The following is a 16096-nucleotide window of genomic DNA, read 5'->3' as shown; positions in this document are numbered from 1 at the left end:
ATGGGATACGTGCGGTTTATCGAGCTGGGAATAGGCTGGTCTCACTTAGGTATGAATCGAGAAGAATAAGCGATGGTGCGGGTCATGATGAAGGGGTATCACATTTGTTCAATAGTTAAAGCAGGGCAAGAGTTTGAGCTCAAAATCAGGCAAGGTACAGCATAAAAGTTTACTAGTAAACAATAGTCATTTTATCCCTATCTTTTCCAGTTGTCAACACAAATCAAATTCAAAATATGAAAATATTCGTAACGTTTTTTTGAATCTGAGGAATTTTGATCAGAAGGAACCTTTTTTTAAGGCGTTTTTCGAGTGAAGAAACCCGATAAGTAAAAAGTTTGTAAAAACTTTAAAGCTGCAGTAAGAAATGTTCGTTGACATTGATAAAGGAGTCATCTACAATTAATATTGTTAACCGGTGAACGATATTGAAGGAATTGTTAACGAATAAACAAAAACAAGGCAGGCGGTTTGACATGAGACCAATGAAATTAAATGCTTCTTTCATTATGTATTTTGTGTGTATCAGCGCCTTTTTCGCATCGTTGAATCAAAATATCTATTCACCCATCATTCCGTTAATCAGAGATTCGTTTCACGTTTCCGTATCGATGGTCAACCTGTCCGTCTCGCTGTTCATCTTCATTACAGCTGTGATGCAGATCATTGTCGGCTCAATTGTCGACTTTAAAGGATCGAGGTTTGTGATGATGGCGAGCATGATCGTAACGGTCATTGCTACAATCGGCTGCGCCGTCGCAAGGGATTTTGGACTGTTTCTTTTTTTTAGGGTGCTGCAGGCTTTAGGGACGGCAGCGCTTCCATTAATTGCGGCAACCACAATCGGATCTCTGTTCCAGGGAACGAAGCGGGGCAGTGCGATGGGGACTTATCAAATGCTGCTTTCCCTTGCACCGGCAGCGGCGCCTATTCTCGGCGGTTTTATCGGGGAGCGCTATAATTATCCAGGAATTTTTTGGTTTTTGACAGTCTTGTCTGTTCTTTTGCTTTTCGGAAATGCGTTTTGCTTTCCGCAGAGCCATGCGGAGAAAAAGACCAATCTCAGCGCGGGCAGCCTGTTGTCGCATTATAAGGATATTTTCAAAAACAGGACGGGAAATGCCGTTTTGATATTAAGCTATCTTCTTTTCTTTATTTATTTTTCAGTGATCGTATATTTGCCGATTTTGCTGACTGATCATTATCACCTTGATCTGCAGATCGTCGGCTTGCTGTATTTGCCGATAGCGGTCAGTACGGTTGCCGGCAGCGTGCTGTTTAAGTGGATACAAAAGAGATTGTCGCTCGGACGCCTGTTTCTGATCGGCAATCTGACCGCCGCGGCCAGCGTCGTCTGTTTTGGCTTTACCCACTCGTTTTCACTTTTCGCGTTGTCGGCGGCCCTCGTTCTTTTCGGCGTCACGATGGGGCTGATCCCGCCGCTGTTCTCTACGATGATGGCAAATGAATTTGATGAGAACCGCGGCAGTGCGATGGGCATGTTTAATTTTATCAGGTATACGGGAATGGCCTGCGGTCCTGTTCTATCAGGCGTGTTATTAGGAATGTCATCTTCTGTTTTCGTTTTCGGCTGTTTCGGCATCGTCTATGCCGCGGCCGCCCTTTTGATGATCGCGATCATGCGGAAAGCAGCTCAGACAAAGACGCTGCAAGAACCAAACAAAAAAGCTGCCAGGTCTTAAAACCGGGCAGCTTTTTTAATTACAGATCCGTTCTCCACATTTCTTCTTTCACTTGTCTTTTCTCAGACACAAAGGCGAACATCGTCAGCGTCAGTCCGCACATGGTCATAAGCGCACCGCCTGTGGCAAGGTATGTGTAGGACTCTGATGCATGAAGAATGAGTCCGCCGATCCATGCGCCGAGCGCGTTGGCCAAGTTAAATGCAGCGATGCTGACAGAGGTGGCGATCGTTGTTCCGTGTTCAGACGCAGCCACGACCTTTGTTTGCAAAAGGGGCACCGTTCCGAAAGCGCCGGCTCCGAATAAAAACGTCACGATGATGGCGCCGGCAGGGTGTCCGCTGACAAAAGGGAAGGCCGCAAGGATCGCCATGAGCGCGATCATCACGCCGATCATGGAGCGGGTTAACAGGTGAAACGGCACCTTTCCGGCGTAGAAATTGCCGACGACTCCGCCAAATCCGTAGGCGAAAAGGGCGGCTGTAATGCCGAGGCTGCCAAAACCGGCAGAATGCCGCAGCATCGGTTCAATAAACGTGTAGGCGATGAATACACCTGAATAGCCGAAAATTGTGATAGCAAAAGAGAAAAGAACTTGTTTATTTTTAAACACATCCCATTCATGGATCAATTTAGGGACGACTTTCGGTTTTCTGTGCGGCACCGTCAGCCAAATGCCGGCGAGGCCGATCAATCCGAGGAATGCGATCATCAGAAAAACGATCCGCCAGCTGAAAAGGTCGCCTAAATAAGAACCGAACGGAACGCCGAGCATCAGGGCGATGGTCAAGCCGCCGTTCATTGAAGCGGCAGCGGCGGCCCGCTTTTCGGGCGGTACCATTTCGCTGACGAACACCATCGTCGTTGCAAAAAATGCGCCATGAATGGAAGCGGATAGGATTCTTGAGATCAACAAAACGGTGAAGTTCGGCGCCAGGAAACTGAGCGCATTCGACAGTACAAACACACTCATCAAGCCGATCAATACCGGTTTCCGCGGCATTTTGACCGACAATATGGTGACGATCGGCCCCGTCAGACAAACGCTTCCCGCATATGCCGTTACCAATAAGCCGGTAGATGAAATCGGAACAGAGAGATCCTTTGAAATGGAAGTCAATATACCCATAACGACGTACTCTGTAAAGCCGATAGAAAATGTGCAAATCATAAAAATTGCGATGATCAGTTTGACTGGTGCGTGCAGTGTTTTATTCATCCTGACCCCTCCTTTTAAAAACATGAGTTTATATATTAAAAGATTAAAAGCCGATTTTCAATCGTTTGTTGTGGATCAATATGTTCCCAAAACGGTTAGCCGGCGGGACAAAAAGCGTCATCATCATGATGCCAACGCTTTCTTAAAATCTGACATTTTATTTTCAAAGGTTAAAACATTCCACATTCCTGCCCCCTACGGCTGCCTGCTGTTGGGGGTTTTTTATTTATAGACCGATTGAAACAGCTCTATCATAAAATGGCTTCTGAAAAAAGCGCTTACAAAATAAAACAAAATATGTTACTCTTTAAACAAACATATTCAAAAATAAACAAACAAAAACGGAGTGATACGTATGGTGGAATATTTATGGTCAGAAACTGAGGCTGCATCGCTGCGTCCGGGTCTTGACGAACTCGTCTACCGTTCCAACCTGATCGGCTCTGACCGATCGGTCTGCAACTGGGGCGGGGGAAACACATCGATGAAAACGACGGAAAAGGATTTCAGGGGCAGGGACATCGAGGTGATGTGGGTGAAAGGCAGCGGCTCGGACTTGGCGACGATGTCAGCGGGCCAATTTACCGGGCTGAGGCTCGATGATATTCGTCCGCTGATGGAACGGAGCAGCATGACCGATGAAGAAATGACGGCATATTTGTCCCATTGCATGATGGACGGAAAGCACCCGCGGCCGTCGATCGAAACGCTTCTTCATGCTTTTTTGCCGTTTCCGCATGTCGATCACACCCATCCCGATGCGATCATCAGCATCTGCTGCGCTGATAATGGAAAAGAGATCGCAGAGGAGATATTCGGCAGCCGCTTTGTATGGGTGCCTTATGTCAGACCGGGCTTCGCTTTATCGAAGCTGATAGCAGAAGGTGTGAAAAACAACCCGAATGCAGAGCTTGTTTTAATGGAGAAGCATGGGCTCGTCACCTGGGGGGAAACGGCGAAAGAAAGCTATGATCAGACGATTGCTGTGATTCGCGAAGCGGAAGCATACATTAAAAGCCGTTCAGAAGATCATCAGCCGTTTGGCGGACAGATGGTCGAGCCGCTTGCACGGGAGGACCGGAAACGGATTTTAGCCGATATCTTGCCAATTATCCGCGGCGCTGTCAGCGGAGAGAAACGCATGCTGCTCACATGGTGCGATGCTGATGATGTACTCGAATTCACGAACAGCAGGCGCGCTCCATCGCTTTCACAGGTTGGCGCCGCATGTCCGGATCACCTTGTGCATACAAAGCGGACGCCTGCCTATATTCCGTGGAATCCCGCTGAACAGGACACAGAGAAGCTGGTCGAACGGATCAAAACCGAGATTGCTAGGTTTAAAGAATCGTATGCCGCCTATTTTCAAAGAAACCGGCATGAAGGAGACGAGATGTTTGAACCGGCGCCGCGCGTGATGCTAATCCCGGGAATCGGCATGGTGGCAGCAGGTAAAAGCCTGGCGATGGCAAAGGTCAGCCGAGATTTATATCGGCGGGCGATTGCTGTCATGAAGGGAACAGAAGTCCTTGGAAACTTTGTATCTCTAAATGAGGAAGAATCCTACAATGTCGAATATTGGCCGCTTGAGCTTTATAAATTAACGCTTGCTCCGCCGGAAGCCGAATTTTCCCGCAAGATCGCATTTGTGACGGGAGGAGCGGGCGGAATCGGCAGCGAGACCTGCCGCCGCCTTGCTTCAGAAGGTGCGCATGTTGCTGTTGCTGACATTAATATAGAAGGCGCAGAAAAAACAGCCGCAGAGATTAATGAACAATACGGTGCGGAACGAGCATCCGCCGTCCGCATGGATGTGACGAAAGAAGAGGACGTTCAGGCGGCATTCGAGGAAATCGTCCTTAATTACGGCGGGATCGACATTCTCGTCAACAACGCGGGGCTTGCGACATCCAGCCCGCTTGATGAAACGACTCTCGAAGAATGGAATTTGAATATGAATGTACTTGGAACAGGATATTTTCTCGTCGCCAGAGAAGCTTTTAAGCAAATGAAAAGACAGGGTTCAGGCGGCAGCATGGTGTTTATCGGCTCGAAAAATTCCGTTTATGCAGGCAAAAACGCTTCGGCATACAGCTCTGCAAAAGCGCTTGAGGTTCATTTGGCGAGATGCATCGCCGCTGAAGGCGGACCGTATGGAATCCGCGTGAATTCAGTGCTTCCGGATGCGGTGCTTCAAGGGTCGGCCATCTGGGACTCCAAGTGGCGCGAAGAAAGAGCCGCCGCCTACGGGATTGAACCCGATCGGCTTGAAGAGCATTACCGCAAACGTACGACTCTTTCCGTCAACATTTATCCCGCCGACATCGCCGAAGCGATCGCTTATTTCGCTTCAGAAAAAACGGCAAAAACGACGGGATGCATGCTGACGGTTGACGGGGGAGTGCCGGCCGCATTTTCAAGGTAATTGGAAAGGAACGGCTTCGGCCGTCCTTTCAGAAAACAAAGGGGGAAAAGGGAGATGAAGGGCGAGACCCACTGGATCATACCGGACGGTTTTATTCCTCCGGAAAGTTCCGGAAGCTTGACGAGCCATGAAGCCATTTGTGTTTTAAATTGCCATGAAGAAGACGCAAACCTTGCGATCACAGTATACTTTGAAGACCGTCCGCCGCTCGAAGGCATTCCCGAGACGGTTCAGGGCAAGAGAACGAAGCATATTCGCACAAGTTCTTTGCACCGAGCAGGAGAACGCATTCCTGAAAATGTTCCTTATGCGATCGAGATCGCAAGCGATGTACCTGTGATCGTCCAGTACAGCCGGCTGGACACAACCCAGCCGGAACTTGCGTTAATGTCAACCATGGCATATCCGTTAAAAACAGAGGGGAAGGGTGTACATGATGAATGACCGGGCTTACGCTTTATTTGAAGAACAGCAGAAAGACAGAGGCATCAGACTTTCTGAAGTAAAGGAAAAATTGAAAGCGCTTAAAATCGAGACGCCTTCATGGGGATACGGGGACTCGGGCACGCGCTTCAAAGTGTTTCAGCAAGAGGGCGTACCGAGGGATCCATTTGAAAAAATGGAAGATGCATCAGTCGTTCACAAATTAACCGGAACTTGTCCTTCCGTCGCCATCCATATTCCGTGGGATCAAGTTGATGATTACGGAAAGCTGAAAGCGCACGCCGAGCAGCTTGGCCTTGCCGTCGGCGCCGTGAATCCGAACTTGTTCCAGGACGATGACTACAAATTCGGAAGCGTCACAAACGTTAAAGCGGACCTTCGCCAAAAAGCGACTGAGCAATTGCTCGAATGCGTCGATATTGCAAAACAAACAGGATCCAAGGAAATCAGCCTCTGGCTTGCCGACGGAACCAACTATCCCGGTCAGGGCGACATCAGAAAACGGAAAAATTGGATGTATGAGTGTCTGGCTGAAGTATACGAAGCGCTTGACGATGATATGCGGCTCTTGATTGAATACAAGTTTTTTGAGCCGGCATTTTATCATACAGACCTGGCGGATTGGGGGATGGCTTACAATTTGGCGCAAAAGCTCGGGCCGAAGGCTGAGGTGCTCGTCGACACCGGCCACCATCCCCAAGGGACGAACATCGAGCACATTGTCGCTTATTTGCTTGACGAAAAACGTCTCGGAGGCTTTCATTTCAACAGCCGCAAATACGCTGATGACGATTTGATCGCAGGCGCGCACAACCCGTACGAACTGTTTCTCATTTTTTATCAAATTTTGGACGCCTGCCGCGATTCCGACCCGAGTGTCCGGAAGACGGCCGAACATATTTCGTATATGCTTGATCAATGCCATAATCTCGAACCTAAAATCCCGGCTGTACTGCGCTCGGTCATGAATGTGCAGACTCAATTTGCAAAAGCGCTTTTGATCAACTTCGATGAAGTGAAGAAAGCGCAGGAAAATCATGACGTTCTTGCCGCAGAGGCTGCGATCCGCGAAGCATTTGAAATTGACGTCAAACCGCTCCTTTACGCCGTGCGGGAGGAAATGAACGTCCCGCCTGATCCGCTCAAAGCTTATGCGGAAAGCGGGTATGCGGAGAAAATACTGGCACGCGGCAAAGGCGGTGCAAGCTGGTGACGATTCTCGCTTTTGATCTTGGTGCGTCGAGCGGCAGAGCTTATGCAGGTCATGTGGACGGCGGTCTGATCAAAGCGGAGGAAATTCACCGTTTTCCAAATCAGCCCGTTCAGGCGGGAAAACACCTTTATTGGGACATTCTCAGGCTTTATCATGAAATCAAAAAAGGCATTTTAAAGGCGAAAAACGGCTGCGGACGAATCAGCTGTATCGGAATCGATTCTTGGGCGGTTGATGTCGGCTTTCTCGATCGTAACGGAGAGCTGTTGGGGAACCCTTATCATTACCGAGACCCTTACACGGACGGAATGATGATGGAGGTGCTGAATGAAATCGGAAAAGAAGAGCTGTTTTCAAGAACCGGTATTCAACTTTTGCCGTTCAACACCATCTTTCAGCTCCGGGCGCTGAAAAAAGCGAATTCTCCGCTGTTGGAACACGCGGAAACGCTTTTAATGATTCCTGATTTGCTGCGCTATTTTTTAACGGGCGAGAAAAAAAGCGAGTTTACAAATGCGACGACAACTCAGCTGTTCAACCCGAAAACGTCAGATTGGGATTGGGAGCTCATCAGCCTTATGGGACTCCCGGCCAATATTTTTCCGAAGGATATAGCAAAACCAGGAAGCGAAGCGGGGAGGCTGTCACAATCAGTGTGCAGCGAATTGTCGGTGCCTGCCGTACCGGTCATTGCCGTCGGCGAACATGACACGGCTTCTGCAGTTGTCGGCGTTCCCGCTGAAACGGAAGACTTTGCATATTTGATTTGCGGCACCTGGTCGCTGATTGGAACTGAACTTGACACTCCGCTGATGTCAAAACAGGCGCTCGATTGGAATTTTACAAATGAGGGCGGTGCCGGCGGTACATTCCGCTTTTTAAAAAACATTATGGGATTGTGGCTGTTCCAGCGCTGTCAGGCGGATTGGGAAAAAGACGGGATCAGCTATTCGAGCGCCGAGCTTGTCAAACTTGCCGGACAGTCGGAAGCATTCAGGTCGGCGGTTGACCCGGATGACCCGATGTTTCTTAATCCCGTGCATATGCCTGAGGCGATCAGGGAGTATTGCCGTGCAACTGGGCAGCACGTGCCGGAAACGCCCGGACAGATGATCCGCTGCGTGCTGGAAAGCCTTGCGTTTAAATACCGGTTTACGCTTGAACGGATTGAAACATTGACAGGAAAAGAATATGACGGACTTCACATGGCGGGCGGAGGGATTCGAAATGAACTGCTGTGCCAATACACGGCGAATGTACTGGCCAGAAATGTATGGGCCGGACCGTCAGAGGCGAGCGCCATCGGCAACATTGCCGTACAGGCCATCGCACTCGACATGTTTTGGGATATTCAAAGCGCCCGAAAAGCGATCAGGACTTCCTTCCCTCAAAAAACGTATGTACCGGAAGATACAGAAGCGTGGGAGGCGGCATACCGCCGCTATACAAGTCAGATTCTAGGCGCCGCTTCCCGCTGAAAACATTTCCTGTATCGGCGCTGATGCGCTATCATGAAAGTAACAGTGACTTTTACCAAAAAAGGAAGGAAGTAAACGGATGCTTGTAGCTGAAAGACACCAAAAAATCGTCGAGCTTGTCAATCTGCGCTCGAGCGTACGCGTCACAGAACTGAGCGAGCTTTTTTCCGTCACGGAAGAAACGATTAGGCGCGATTTGGAAAAGCTTGAGAAGGAAAATAAGCTGAAAAGAAGTCATGGCGGCGCTGTCAGCGTACAGACCGAAGAAGCGGAGGTGCATTTTCGCGAGCGCGAAATTACAAACGTAAACGAAAAAAAGATGATTGCATTTGAAGCCGTTAAGCACGTGAAAAGCGGGGAACGAATAATTCTTGACGCCAGCACGACGGCATGGTACATGGCAAAAGCGCTTGAAAACATCCCGCTGACCGTCATCTCCAATTCAGTCAGAGTCGCGATTGAACTCAGCAAAAAAGAAAAGGTGACGGTCATTTCAACCGGCGGGATGCTGCTGCCGCAATCGATGTCATATGTCGGTCCTTTGGCTGAGCGCTCCCTTGATATGTATCACGTCAACAAAACATTTCTATCTTGCAAAGGCGTCGACCCTGCGAGCGGTTTGAGCGATTCAAACGAAATGCAGGCGCTGTTGAAAAAACGGATGATCGAGATTGCGGACGAAACGATCTTGATGGCGGACAGCAGCAAATTCGGGACCCGTGCTTTCTCGCAAATCGACCGCCTTCATAACGGATACAGGATCATCACAGATTCAGGAATTGACAAAGCAAACCTTGCCCTCTTGAAAGACATTACAGAGACCATCACGATCGTCGGTTGAAACCAAGCTTTTCAAGCACTTGATTTTAAAATCAGGCGCAAATGGGATAAAATAGAAGAGTAAAAAAGGAAAGGAGATGTTTTTGATGGCGAAAAAGATTTTGATCGTAACGGGCGACGCAGTTGAAGCGCTGGAAGTGTATTATCCTTATTACCGCTGTCTTGAAGAGGGCTATGAAACGACGATCGCCGCACCGAAAAAGAAAAAGATTCATACGGTTGTTCATGACTTTCTGGATTGGGATACATACACCGAAAAGCCGGGCTATTTAATTGACGCGCATGCTTCATTTGATGAGATTGATCCGTCCGAATACGACGGTATCATCATTCCGGGCGGACGCGCGCCGGAATTTATCCGGATGTACGATTCCCTGCTGAAAATTGTTGCTCATTTCTTTGAGGAAAATAAACCGGTCGGCGCGATTTGTCACGCGAGCCTGATTTTCACAAGCCTGAGAGAACATCTGAAAGGTCGGGAGCTGACGGCTTACATCGCCTGCAAACCGGAAGTCGAAGCAGCGGGCGCGACTTATGTAGAGGAGAAGCTTCATGTCGACGCCAATCTGGTCTCAGGCCATGACTGGTCCAATCTGCCGGAGTTTATGAGAGAATTTTTTAAAGTGTTAAACAAATAATATGCAGGGACGACCCCGCAGAAAATTGGGGTTGTCTCTTTTTTTTAGACATGTTTCGCTTCGCATTTTATAATGGTACAAACGGGTAACTTGGACAAAATATAATGGAAAGAGAGGTGCTCCGATGTCAGCAGATCATCATGAACACACATTAAATCCCAAAAGTTCTAAAGGAAAAGAACAAATCACAAACCGTTTAAAGCGGATTGAAGGGCAGGTCAGAGGCATTCAAAACATGATCGAAAATGACCGCTACTGCGTCGATATTCTTGTTCAAATCTCAGCTGTGCAAGCCGCGATGCAAAAGGTGGCTTTCAGCCTGCTTGAAGATCATACCCACCATTGTGTCGCAAACGCGATTAAAAGCGGTGAAGGCGAAGAGGCCATCGAGGAGCTGCTTGATGTGTTTAAGCGTTTTTCAAAGTCGTGAACGAAAAAAGGGAAAATCGTTTTCTTGAAATACCCTACAGGGGTATGGTAATATAAAACCGATCAATATCATCAAACCATAGGAGGTTTTCAATATGGAACAAAAAACACTGAAAGTCGAAGGCATGTCTTGCAACCACTGTGTTCAGGCAGTAGAAGGAAACGTCGGAAAGCTTGGCGGAGTAGAGTCCGTTAAAGTGAATTTAAGCGAGGGCAAGGTCGAAGTTTCGTTTGATTCAGGCAAAGTATCGCTGAAAGAAATCATCGATACGATCGAAGATCAGGGGTATGATGTCGCAGGCTAATGTATACCTATAAGGGGTATATAAGGAGTGAAGGATATGGACGGACAAAAAGAAGCCACCCTCCAAATCTCTGGCATGACCTGCGCCGCCTGTGCGGCGCGGATCGAGAAAGGGTTGAAAAGGCTTGACGGCGTTCAGGACGCAAATGTGAACTTGGCGCTGGAAAAATCAAAAATCGTTTATGATCCGGGGCAAATCGAAGTCGGACAGCTGGCTGAAAAAGTCGAATCGCTCGGCTATCAAGTTCCAGCGGAAAAAGCCGAATTCGCAATTTCCGACATGACGTGTGCGGCTTGCGCCAACCGGGTTGAAAAGCGCCTCAACAAGCTGCCGGGCGTCAAAAACGCCGCCGTCAACTTTGCCATAGAGACTGCGGCAGTCGACTATCATACCGGTGCGGTTTCGCCGGAGGAAATGATTGAAGCCGTTGAAAAGCTCGGCTACAAACTCGAGCTGAAAAAAGACCAAACTGCGGATGGAGCGGCGGAACAAAGAGAAAAAGGCATTCAGCGTCAAACCGGCAAGTTTATTTTTTCGGCCATTTTATCTTTTCCGCTGCTCTGGGCAATGGTCAGCCATTTCAAATTCACGTCATTTATATGGCTGCCGGGAATGTTCATGGATCCCTGGGTTCAGTTCGCGTTGGCGACACCGGTTCAGTTTATCGTCGGGAAACAGTTTTACACAGGGGCTTATAAAGCGCTTCGGAACAAAAGCGCGAACATGGATGTGCTCGTCGCTCTCGGCACGTCTGCCGCGTATTTCTACAGCTTGTATTTAAGCATTGAAAGCCTCGGCACGAACCGGCATCCGGACGGACTTTATTATGAAACAAGCGCCATCCTCTTAACCTTGATCATTTTAGGAAAGCTGTTTGAAGCGAAAGCGAAAGGGCGCTCATCCGAAGCGATCAAAAAGCTGATGGGGCTGCAGGCAAAGACGGCGACCGTCGTCAGAAACGGCGAAGAGATGACCGTGCCGATTGAAAACGTATTGGCAGGCGACATCATGTACGTGAAGCCCGGTGAAAAAGTACCGGCAGACGGAGAGATTGTCGAAGGACGTTCTGCGCTGGATGAATCAATGATCACCGGTGAAAGCATCCCTGTTGACAAGACGGTTGGAGATCCGGTTATCGGTGCTACAATCAATAAAAATGGATTTTTAAAAGTAAGAGCAGAAAAAGTAGGCAAAGATACTGCGCTGGCGCAGATTATAAAAGTCGTGGAAGAGGCGCAAGGTTCAAAAGCTCCGATTCAACGGCTCGCAGACCGGATTTCCGGGGTTTTTGTGCCGATTGTCGTGGCGATCGCAGTCATCACATTTTTCGTCTGGTATTTGGCGGTTAGCCCCGGTGAATTCGGCACGGCGCTGGAAAAGCTGATTGCGGTGCTTGTGATCGCATGTCCGTGTGCGCTCGGTTTGGCAACACCGACTTCGATCATGGCCGGATCGGGCCGTGCGGCTGAATTCGGAATTTTATTCAAAGGCGGCGAACATTTGGAGACGGCTCACCGCTTGGAGACGATCGTGCTTGACAAGACGGGGACGGTCACAAATGGAAAGCCTCAGCTCACAGATGTGCGCACTGAACCATGGATCGATGAAACATCGTTTCTCAAGCTTATCGGTGCTGCGGAAAAAAACTCTGAACATCCGCTTGCTGAAGCCATTGTCGAAGGCGTTAAAAAGAGAGAGATAGAACCGGCCTCCGCAGACAGCTTTGAAGCGATACCCGGTTATGGTATCGAAGCCGCAGTCAATGAAAAACGGATTTTGATCGGCACAAGACGGCTGATGGAAAGCCGTGATATTGACATTCAAGAGGCGCACAGCGAAATGGAGAAGTTTGAAACACAAGGAAAGACGGCGATGCTTGCCGCCATCGACGGTCGGTTTGCCGGGCTGATCGCCGTCGCCGATACGATAAAAGACACGTCGAAGAGAGCGGTGAAAAGGCTGCATGATATGGGGCTTGAAGTCGTCATGATCACCGGAGACAACCGGCGGACGGCAGAAGCGATTGCTGCTGAAGCCGGCATTCAGCATGTCATTGCAGAAGTCCTGCCTGAAGGAAAAGCAGATGAAGTGAAGAAAATCCAGGCAAAAGGCAAAAAAGTCGCGATGGTCGGCGACGGCATCAATGATGCGCCGGCACTGGCGGCAGCCGATACCGGAATGGCGATCGGAACGGGGACTGACGTCGCCATGGAAGCCGCCGATATCACCTTGATCCGCGGCGATTTAAACAGCATCGCCGATGCGATCCTCATGAGCAGGCTGACGATCAAAAACATTAAACAAAACCTTTTCTGGGCGTTTGCCTACAACAGCATCGGCATTCCGTTCGCGGCCGTCGGGCTTTTGGCCCCGTGGATCGCAGGTGCCGCGATGGCGTTCAGTTCGGTCTCGGTCGTTCTGAATGCACTCAGGCTGCAAAAGGTGAAGCTTGATTGGAGGAATCCGTCTTGAAGGATAAAACAGTGCTCGTTTGGACGGTTTCGGCGGTTGTTTATGTAGGAATTGTCATGCTCGTATACAGCATATTAGCCGCTCAGGAACCGATACCCGATGAAAAGCCTCATGACGGTCATGCTTTAGAAGAGCATGCCAAATGATTTGAAAAAGCCGGATGTTAAAGAACATCCGGCTTTTTGCATTAGTATCTGTTATTGCTCATACACATCAAAATCTTTTCCTGAACGATTTCTTTCATGGCTTCTTTGGCGGGGGTCATATATTTTCTTGGATCGCTTGCATCAGTGTGTTCATGCAGATAACGGCGCAGTTTATCTGAAAAAGGAATTTTTAATTCAGTCGCGATATTTACTTTTGCACAGCCGAGCTTGATGCACTTTCTTACATCTTCTTGCGGAATTCCTGAGGCGCCGTGCAGGACAAGCGGAACTGAAACCCGTTTTTGAATCGCGGCCAGCCGGTCAAAATCGATATTGGGTTCTTTTGAGTAAAGCCCGTGGGCTGTACCGATTGCCACCGCAAGCGAATCGATTCCGGTTTTCTCGACGAACTCTTTTGCTGCATCCGGATCGGTGTAATAAGCGTCGGCTTCATCCACGATTAAATCATCTTCCTGTCCGCCGAGCCTTCCGAGCTCGGCTTCTACAGTGGCATCTTTTTGCCGGGCATATTGTACGACGCTCGCTACAATTGCGGTATTTTCGGCAAATGGATGGTGCGAAGCATCAATCATCACCGATTTTGTCCCTAATGATAAAGACTCGCGAATATCATCAATCTCTTCATGATGATCGAGATGGAGGGCGACCGGGATTGAACAGCGCGCTGCGGCCGTTTCTGCAATCGCTTGAATATAGTCGCGGCCTGCATAGCTGAAGGTTCCGGGAGTAGCCGCAAGAATCACGGGGGACCTTAGGGCTTCAGCCGCTTCTGTCACGGCTTGCACGGTTTCCAGGTTGTGAATGTTAAAGGCCGGTACCGCATAGCCGTTTGTCTGTGCGTCCAACAGCATTTTCTTCGTATTTGTCAGCATATCGATTCCTTCTTTCTGATCAAAATTAGGATATATAGCTCGAAAAGGTGTTCAGAATGTCGTCAGGACTCGAGGCTTTAAGCAGCTGCTGCCTCGCATCTTCGTGAACAAGCATGCGAGACACCGATGATAATAGATTGAGATGTGTGCTGCCTGCCTCGGCATCTGGTATCAATAAAGCAATGATAAATGTGACAGGGTTTTGATCAAGCGCGTTCCATTCGATGCCCATCTGGTTTTGAATGATGATGACAGATGCTTCTGTGATGTCCTTCAGTTTTGCATGGGGAATGGCAAAGCCTTCAATGAAGCCGGTCGTACTTTCAGCCTCTCTTTGTGCCAATCCGTGTATGACCGCTTGTTTTGTTTGGGCGGCTCCCGATTCATATGCGACCTGAGCCACCCGGTCAAATGCTTCCGCTTGGGAAGATAACGTTTCTTGAAGATAGATGTGCTCTTTTTTGATTAAAGCTGTTGTGCCCATGTTTGATCAGCCTTTCTGTTTTTCATATGTCCGTTTTTGATAAAAACCGTATAAGAAGGCGCCGATAAGCGATCCGATGATAATCGACAACACCCATTGAAAGGCTCCTGTGACAACGGGAAGTACAAGGAATCCGCCGTGCGGGGCAGGTACTTGAACTGCGAATGAGTATGTTAATATCGCCGATATCGAAGAGCCGATCATCAAAATCGGAATGACAGGGATCGGTTTTTTTGCGGCGAACGGGATAGCACCTTCGGTAATATGAGTGGCGCCGAGAATAAAATTGACAAGCCCTGCATTTCGGTCCTGCTGGCTGAAATATTTGCGGAAAAGCAAAGTGGCAAACGCAATGACGAGCGGCGGTGTGATGCACGCGGCGGAAACGCCTGCCATGAAATATTGGTTCCCTTCAGCGAGAAGAGCAGTGCCGGTGACATAAGCGGCTTTATTGACCGGACCGCCCATGTCAAATGCGCTCATACAGCCGATAATCAAGCCGAGAATGACGGGATTCGCTCCTTGAAAATCGGCTAAAAAGTCCTTCATCCCTTCATTGATGGCCGTCATCGGCTCCACGAGGAAAAACATGACCGCACCGATCAGAAAAATGCCGATAACCGGATAAAGAAAAATTGCTTTTAGCCCTTCAAGGGATTGAGGCATTTTTTTAAGTGCATACGAGAGACCGTAAATGATCAGTCCCGCCAAAAAACCGGATACGATGCCGCCCAGAAAACCCGCTCCCCCCGTGCTGGCGATCATGCCGCCGATAAACCCGACAATCAGGCCGGGACGTTTGGCCATTGAAGCGGCGATATAAGCGGATAAAATCGGAACCATCAGCTGGAAGCCGAATGCGCCCGTTTTATTCAGCAATTCGGCAAAAGCGTTGTAGCTAGGATGTTCAGGATCTGCTGAATGGATGCCGAATAAAAAGGAAAGTGCAATTAAAACCCCTCCGCCGACGACAAATGGGAGCATGTGGGAAACCCCGTTCATCAAATGTTTATATATTTTACGGCCGATGGAAGCGGCTTCGCCTGTTTGGAGTTCATCCTCTGTTTTTGCCGCTGTTTGTTCGCGGTAAATCGGCGCTTCGCCGTTCAGCAGCGCCCGAATTAAAGATTCCGCATCTCGGATGCCCCGCGCAACCGGGACGTCAAGGACGCGTTTGCCTGCAAAACGCTCGGCGCCTACATCTTTGTCAGCCGCGACAATGACTCCGTCGGCTTGTTTAATGTCCTCTGGCGATAGTTCGTTTTGAACTCCGATTTGTCCGTGTGTTTCGACTTTGATTTCTACACCCAGTTTGGCGGCGGCCTGTTTTAAGGCCTCTTCAGCCATAAATGTATGGGCAATGCCTGTTGGACAGCCGGTTGCCGCGATGATTTTGAACTTTTTCAT

At 49.0% G+C, this 16096-nt stretch carries 15 protein-coding genes; 11 read left to right on the top strand and 4 right to left on the bottom strand.

Annotation, left to right across the window (positions count from 1 at the left end; all coding sequences use genetic code 11):
* Nucleotides 1-476 precede the first annotated feature (476 nt).
* Nucleotides 477-1703, top strand: a complete 1227-nt coding sequence (locus tag M1D59_RS18375) for an MFS transporter (protein ID WP_023856294.1) — start codon at nt 477-479, stop codon at nt 1701-1703.
* Between the two features lie 19 nt (nt 1704-1722).
* Here M1D59_RS18375 and M1D59_RS18370 read toward each other — a convergent pair whose 3' ends face one another.
* Complete coding sequence (locus M1D59_RS18370) at nt 1723-2922, bottom strand: MFS transporter (protein ID WP_195536899.1); 1200 nt, start codon at nt 2920-2922, stop codon at nt 1723-1725.
* Between the two features lie 355 nt (nt 2923-3277).
* Between M1D59_RS18370 and M1D59_RS18365 the strand changes: the two genes are divergently transcribed.
* The 10 genes from M1D59_RS18365 to M1D59_RS18320 all read left to right on the top strand — a co-directional run bounded on the left by M1D59_RS18365 (nt 3278) and on the right by M1D59_RS18320 (nt 13312).
* The gene (locus M1D59_RS18365; protein ID WP_458117578.1) at nt 3278-5347 is read left to right on the top strand and encodes a bifunctional aldolase/short-chain dehydrogenase; all 2070 of its coding nucleotides are present in this window, start codon (nt 3278-3280) and stop codon (nt 5345-5347) included.
* A gap of 54 nt (nt 5348-5401) precedes the next feature.
* Nucleotides 5402-5791: a sensory rhodopsin transducer gene (locus tag M1D59_RS18360; RefSeq protein ID WP_458117577.1), complete on the top strand. Its 390-nt coding sequence runs from the start codon at nt 5402-5404 to the stop codon at nt 5789-5791.
* Nucleotides 5784-7004 (top strand): L-rhamnose isomerase, encoded by a 1221-nt coding sequence (gene rhaI, locus M1D59_RS18355; protein ID WP_458118057.1) that lies wholly within the window; start codon nt 5784-5786, stop codon nt 7002-7004. The genes M1D59_RS18360 and rhaI overlap by 8 nt, the downstream gene beginning before the upstream one ends.
* Nucleotides 7001-8482 carry a rhamnulokinase gene (locus M1D59_RS18350; RefSeq protein WP_023856288.1) on the top strand — a complete coding sequence of 494 codons (1482 nt, stop codon included), beginning with the start codon at nt 7001-7003 and terminating at the stop codon, nt 8480-8482. Before rhaI ends, M1D59_RS18350 begins: the two co-directional genes overlap by 4 nt.
* Before the next feature lie 79 nt (nt 8483-8561).
* On the top strand, nt 8562-9323 hold the full coding sequence (locus M1D59_RS18345) for a DeoR/GlpR family DNA-binding transcription regulator (RefSeq protein WP_080131506.1): 762 nt from the start codon (nt 8562-8564) through the stop codon (nt 9321-9323).
* 85 nt (nt 9324-9408) lie between these two features.
* Nucleotides 9409-9960, top strand: a complete 552-nt coding sequence (locus tag M1D59_RS18340) for a DJ-1/PfpI family protein (protein ID WP_023856287.1) — start codon at nt 9409-9411, stop codon at nt 9958-9960.
* A 124-nt stretch (nt 9961-10084) separates the two neighbouring features.
* Nucleotides 10085-10390 carry a copper-sensing transcriptional repressor CsoR gene (csoR, locus tag M1D59_RS18335; RefSeq protein ID WP_020452956.1) on the top strand — a complete coding sequence of 102 codons (306 nt, stop codon included), beginning with the start codon at nt 10085-10087 and terminating at the stop codon, nt 10388-10390.
* 94 nt (nt 10391-10484) lie between these two features.
* Nucleotides 10485-10694 carry a copper chaperone CopZ gene (gene copZ, locus M1D59_RS18330; RefSeq protein ID WP_020452955.1) on the top strand — a complete coding sequence of 70 codons (210 nt, stop codon included), beginning with the start codon at nt 10485-10487 and terminating at the stop codon, nt 10692-10694.
* Between the two features lie 36 nt (nt 10695-10730).
* The gene (locus M1D59_RS18325) at nt 10731-13166 is read left to right on the top strand and encodes a heavy metal translocating P-type ATPase (RefSeq protein ID WP_458117576.1); all 2436 of its coding nucleotides are present in this window, start codon (nt 10731-10733) and stop codon (nt 13164-13166) included.
* Nucleotides 13163-13312 carry a hypothetical protein gene (locus M1D59_RS18320; protein ID WP_023856286.1) on the top strand — a complete coding sequence of 50 codons (150 nt, stop codon included), beginning with the start codon at nt 13163-13165 and terminating at the stop codon, nt 13310-13312. Before M1D59_RS18325 ends, M1D59_RS18320 begins: the two co-directional genes overlap by 4 nt.
* Nucleotides 13313-13353: 41 nt before the next feature.
* On the opposite strand, the gene M1D59_RS18315 is transcribed toward M1D59_RS18320, so the two are convergent.
* The 3 genes from M1D59_RS18315 to M1D59_RS18305 are packed head-to-tail and all read right to left on the bottom strand — an operon-like array spanning nt 13354 to nt 16096.
* Nucleotides 13354-14205 (bottom strand): tagatose bisphosphate family class II aldolase, encoded by an 852-nt coding sequence (locus M1D59_RS18315; RefSeq protein ID WP_023856284.1) that lies wholly within the window; start codon nt 14203-14205, stop codon nt 13354-13356.
* Nucleotides 14206-14230: 25 nt separating this feature from the next.
* Nucleotides 14231-14689, bottom strand: coding sequence for a PTS sugar transporter subunit IIA (locus M1D59_RS18310; protein WP_026580110.1), 459 nt, complete (start codon nt 14687-14689; stop codon nt 14231-14233).
* Nucleotides 14690-14695: 6 nt separating this feature from the next.
* Nucleotides 14696-16096, bottom strand: coding sequence for a PTS fructose transporter subunit IIC (locus M1D59_RS18305; RefSeq protein ID WP_026580109.1), 1401 nt, complete (start codon nt 16094-16096; stop codon nt 14696-14698).

Source organism: Bacillus sp. PK6-026 (assembly GCF_054161455.1).
This window is presented reverse-complemented; position numbering and strand designations above follow the sequence as displayed.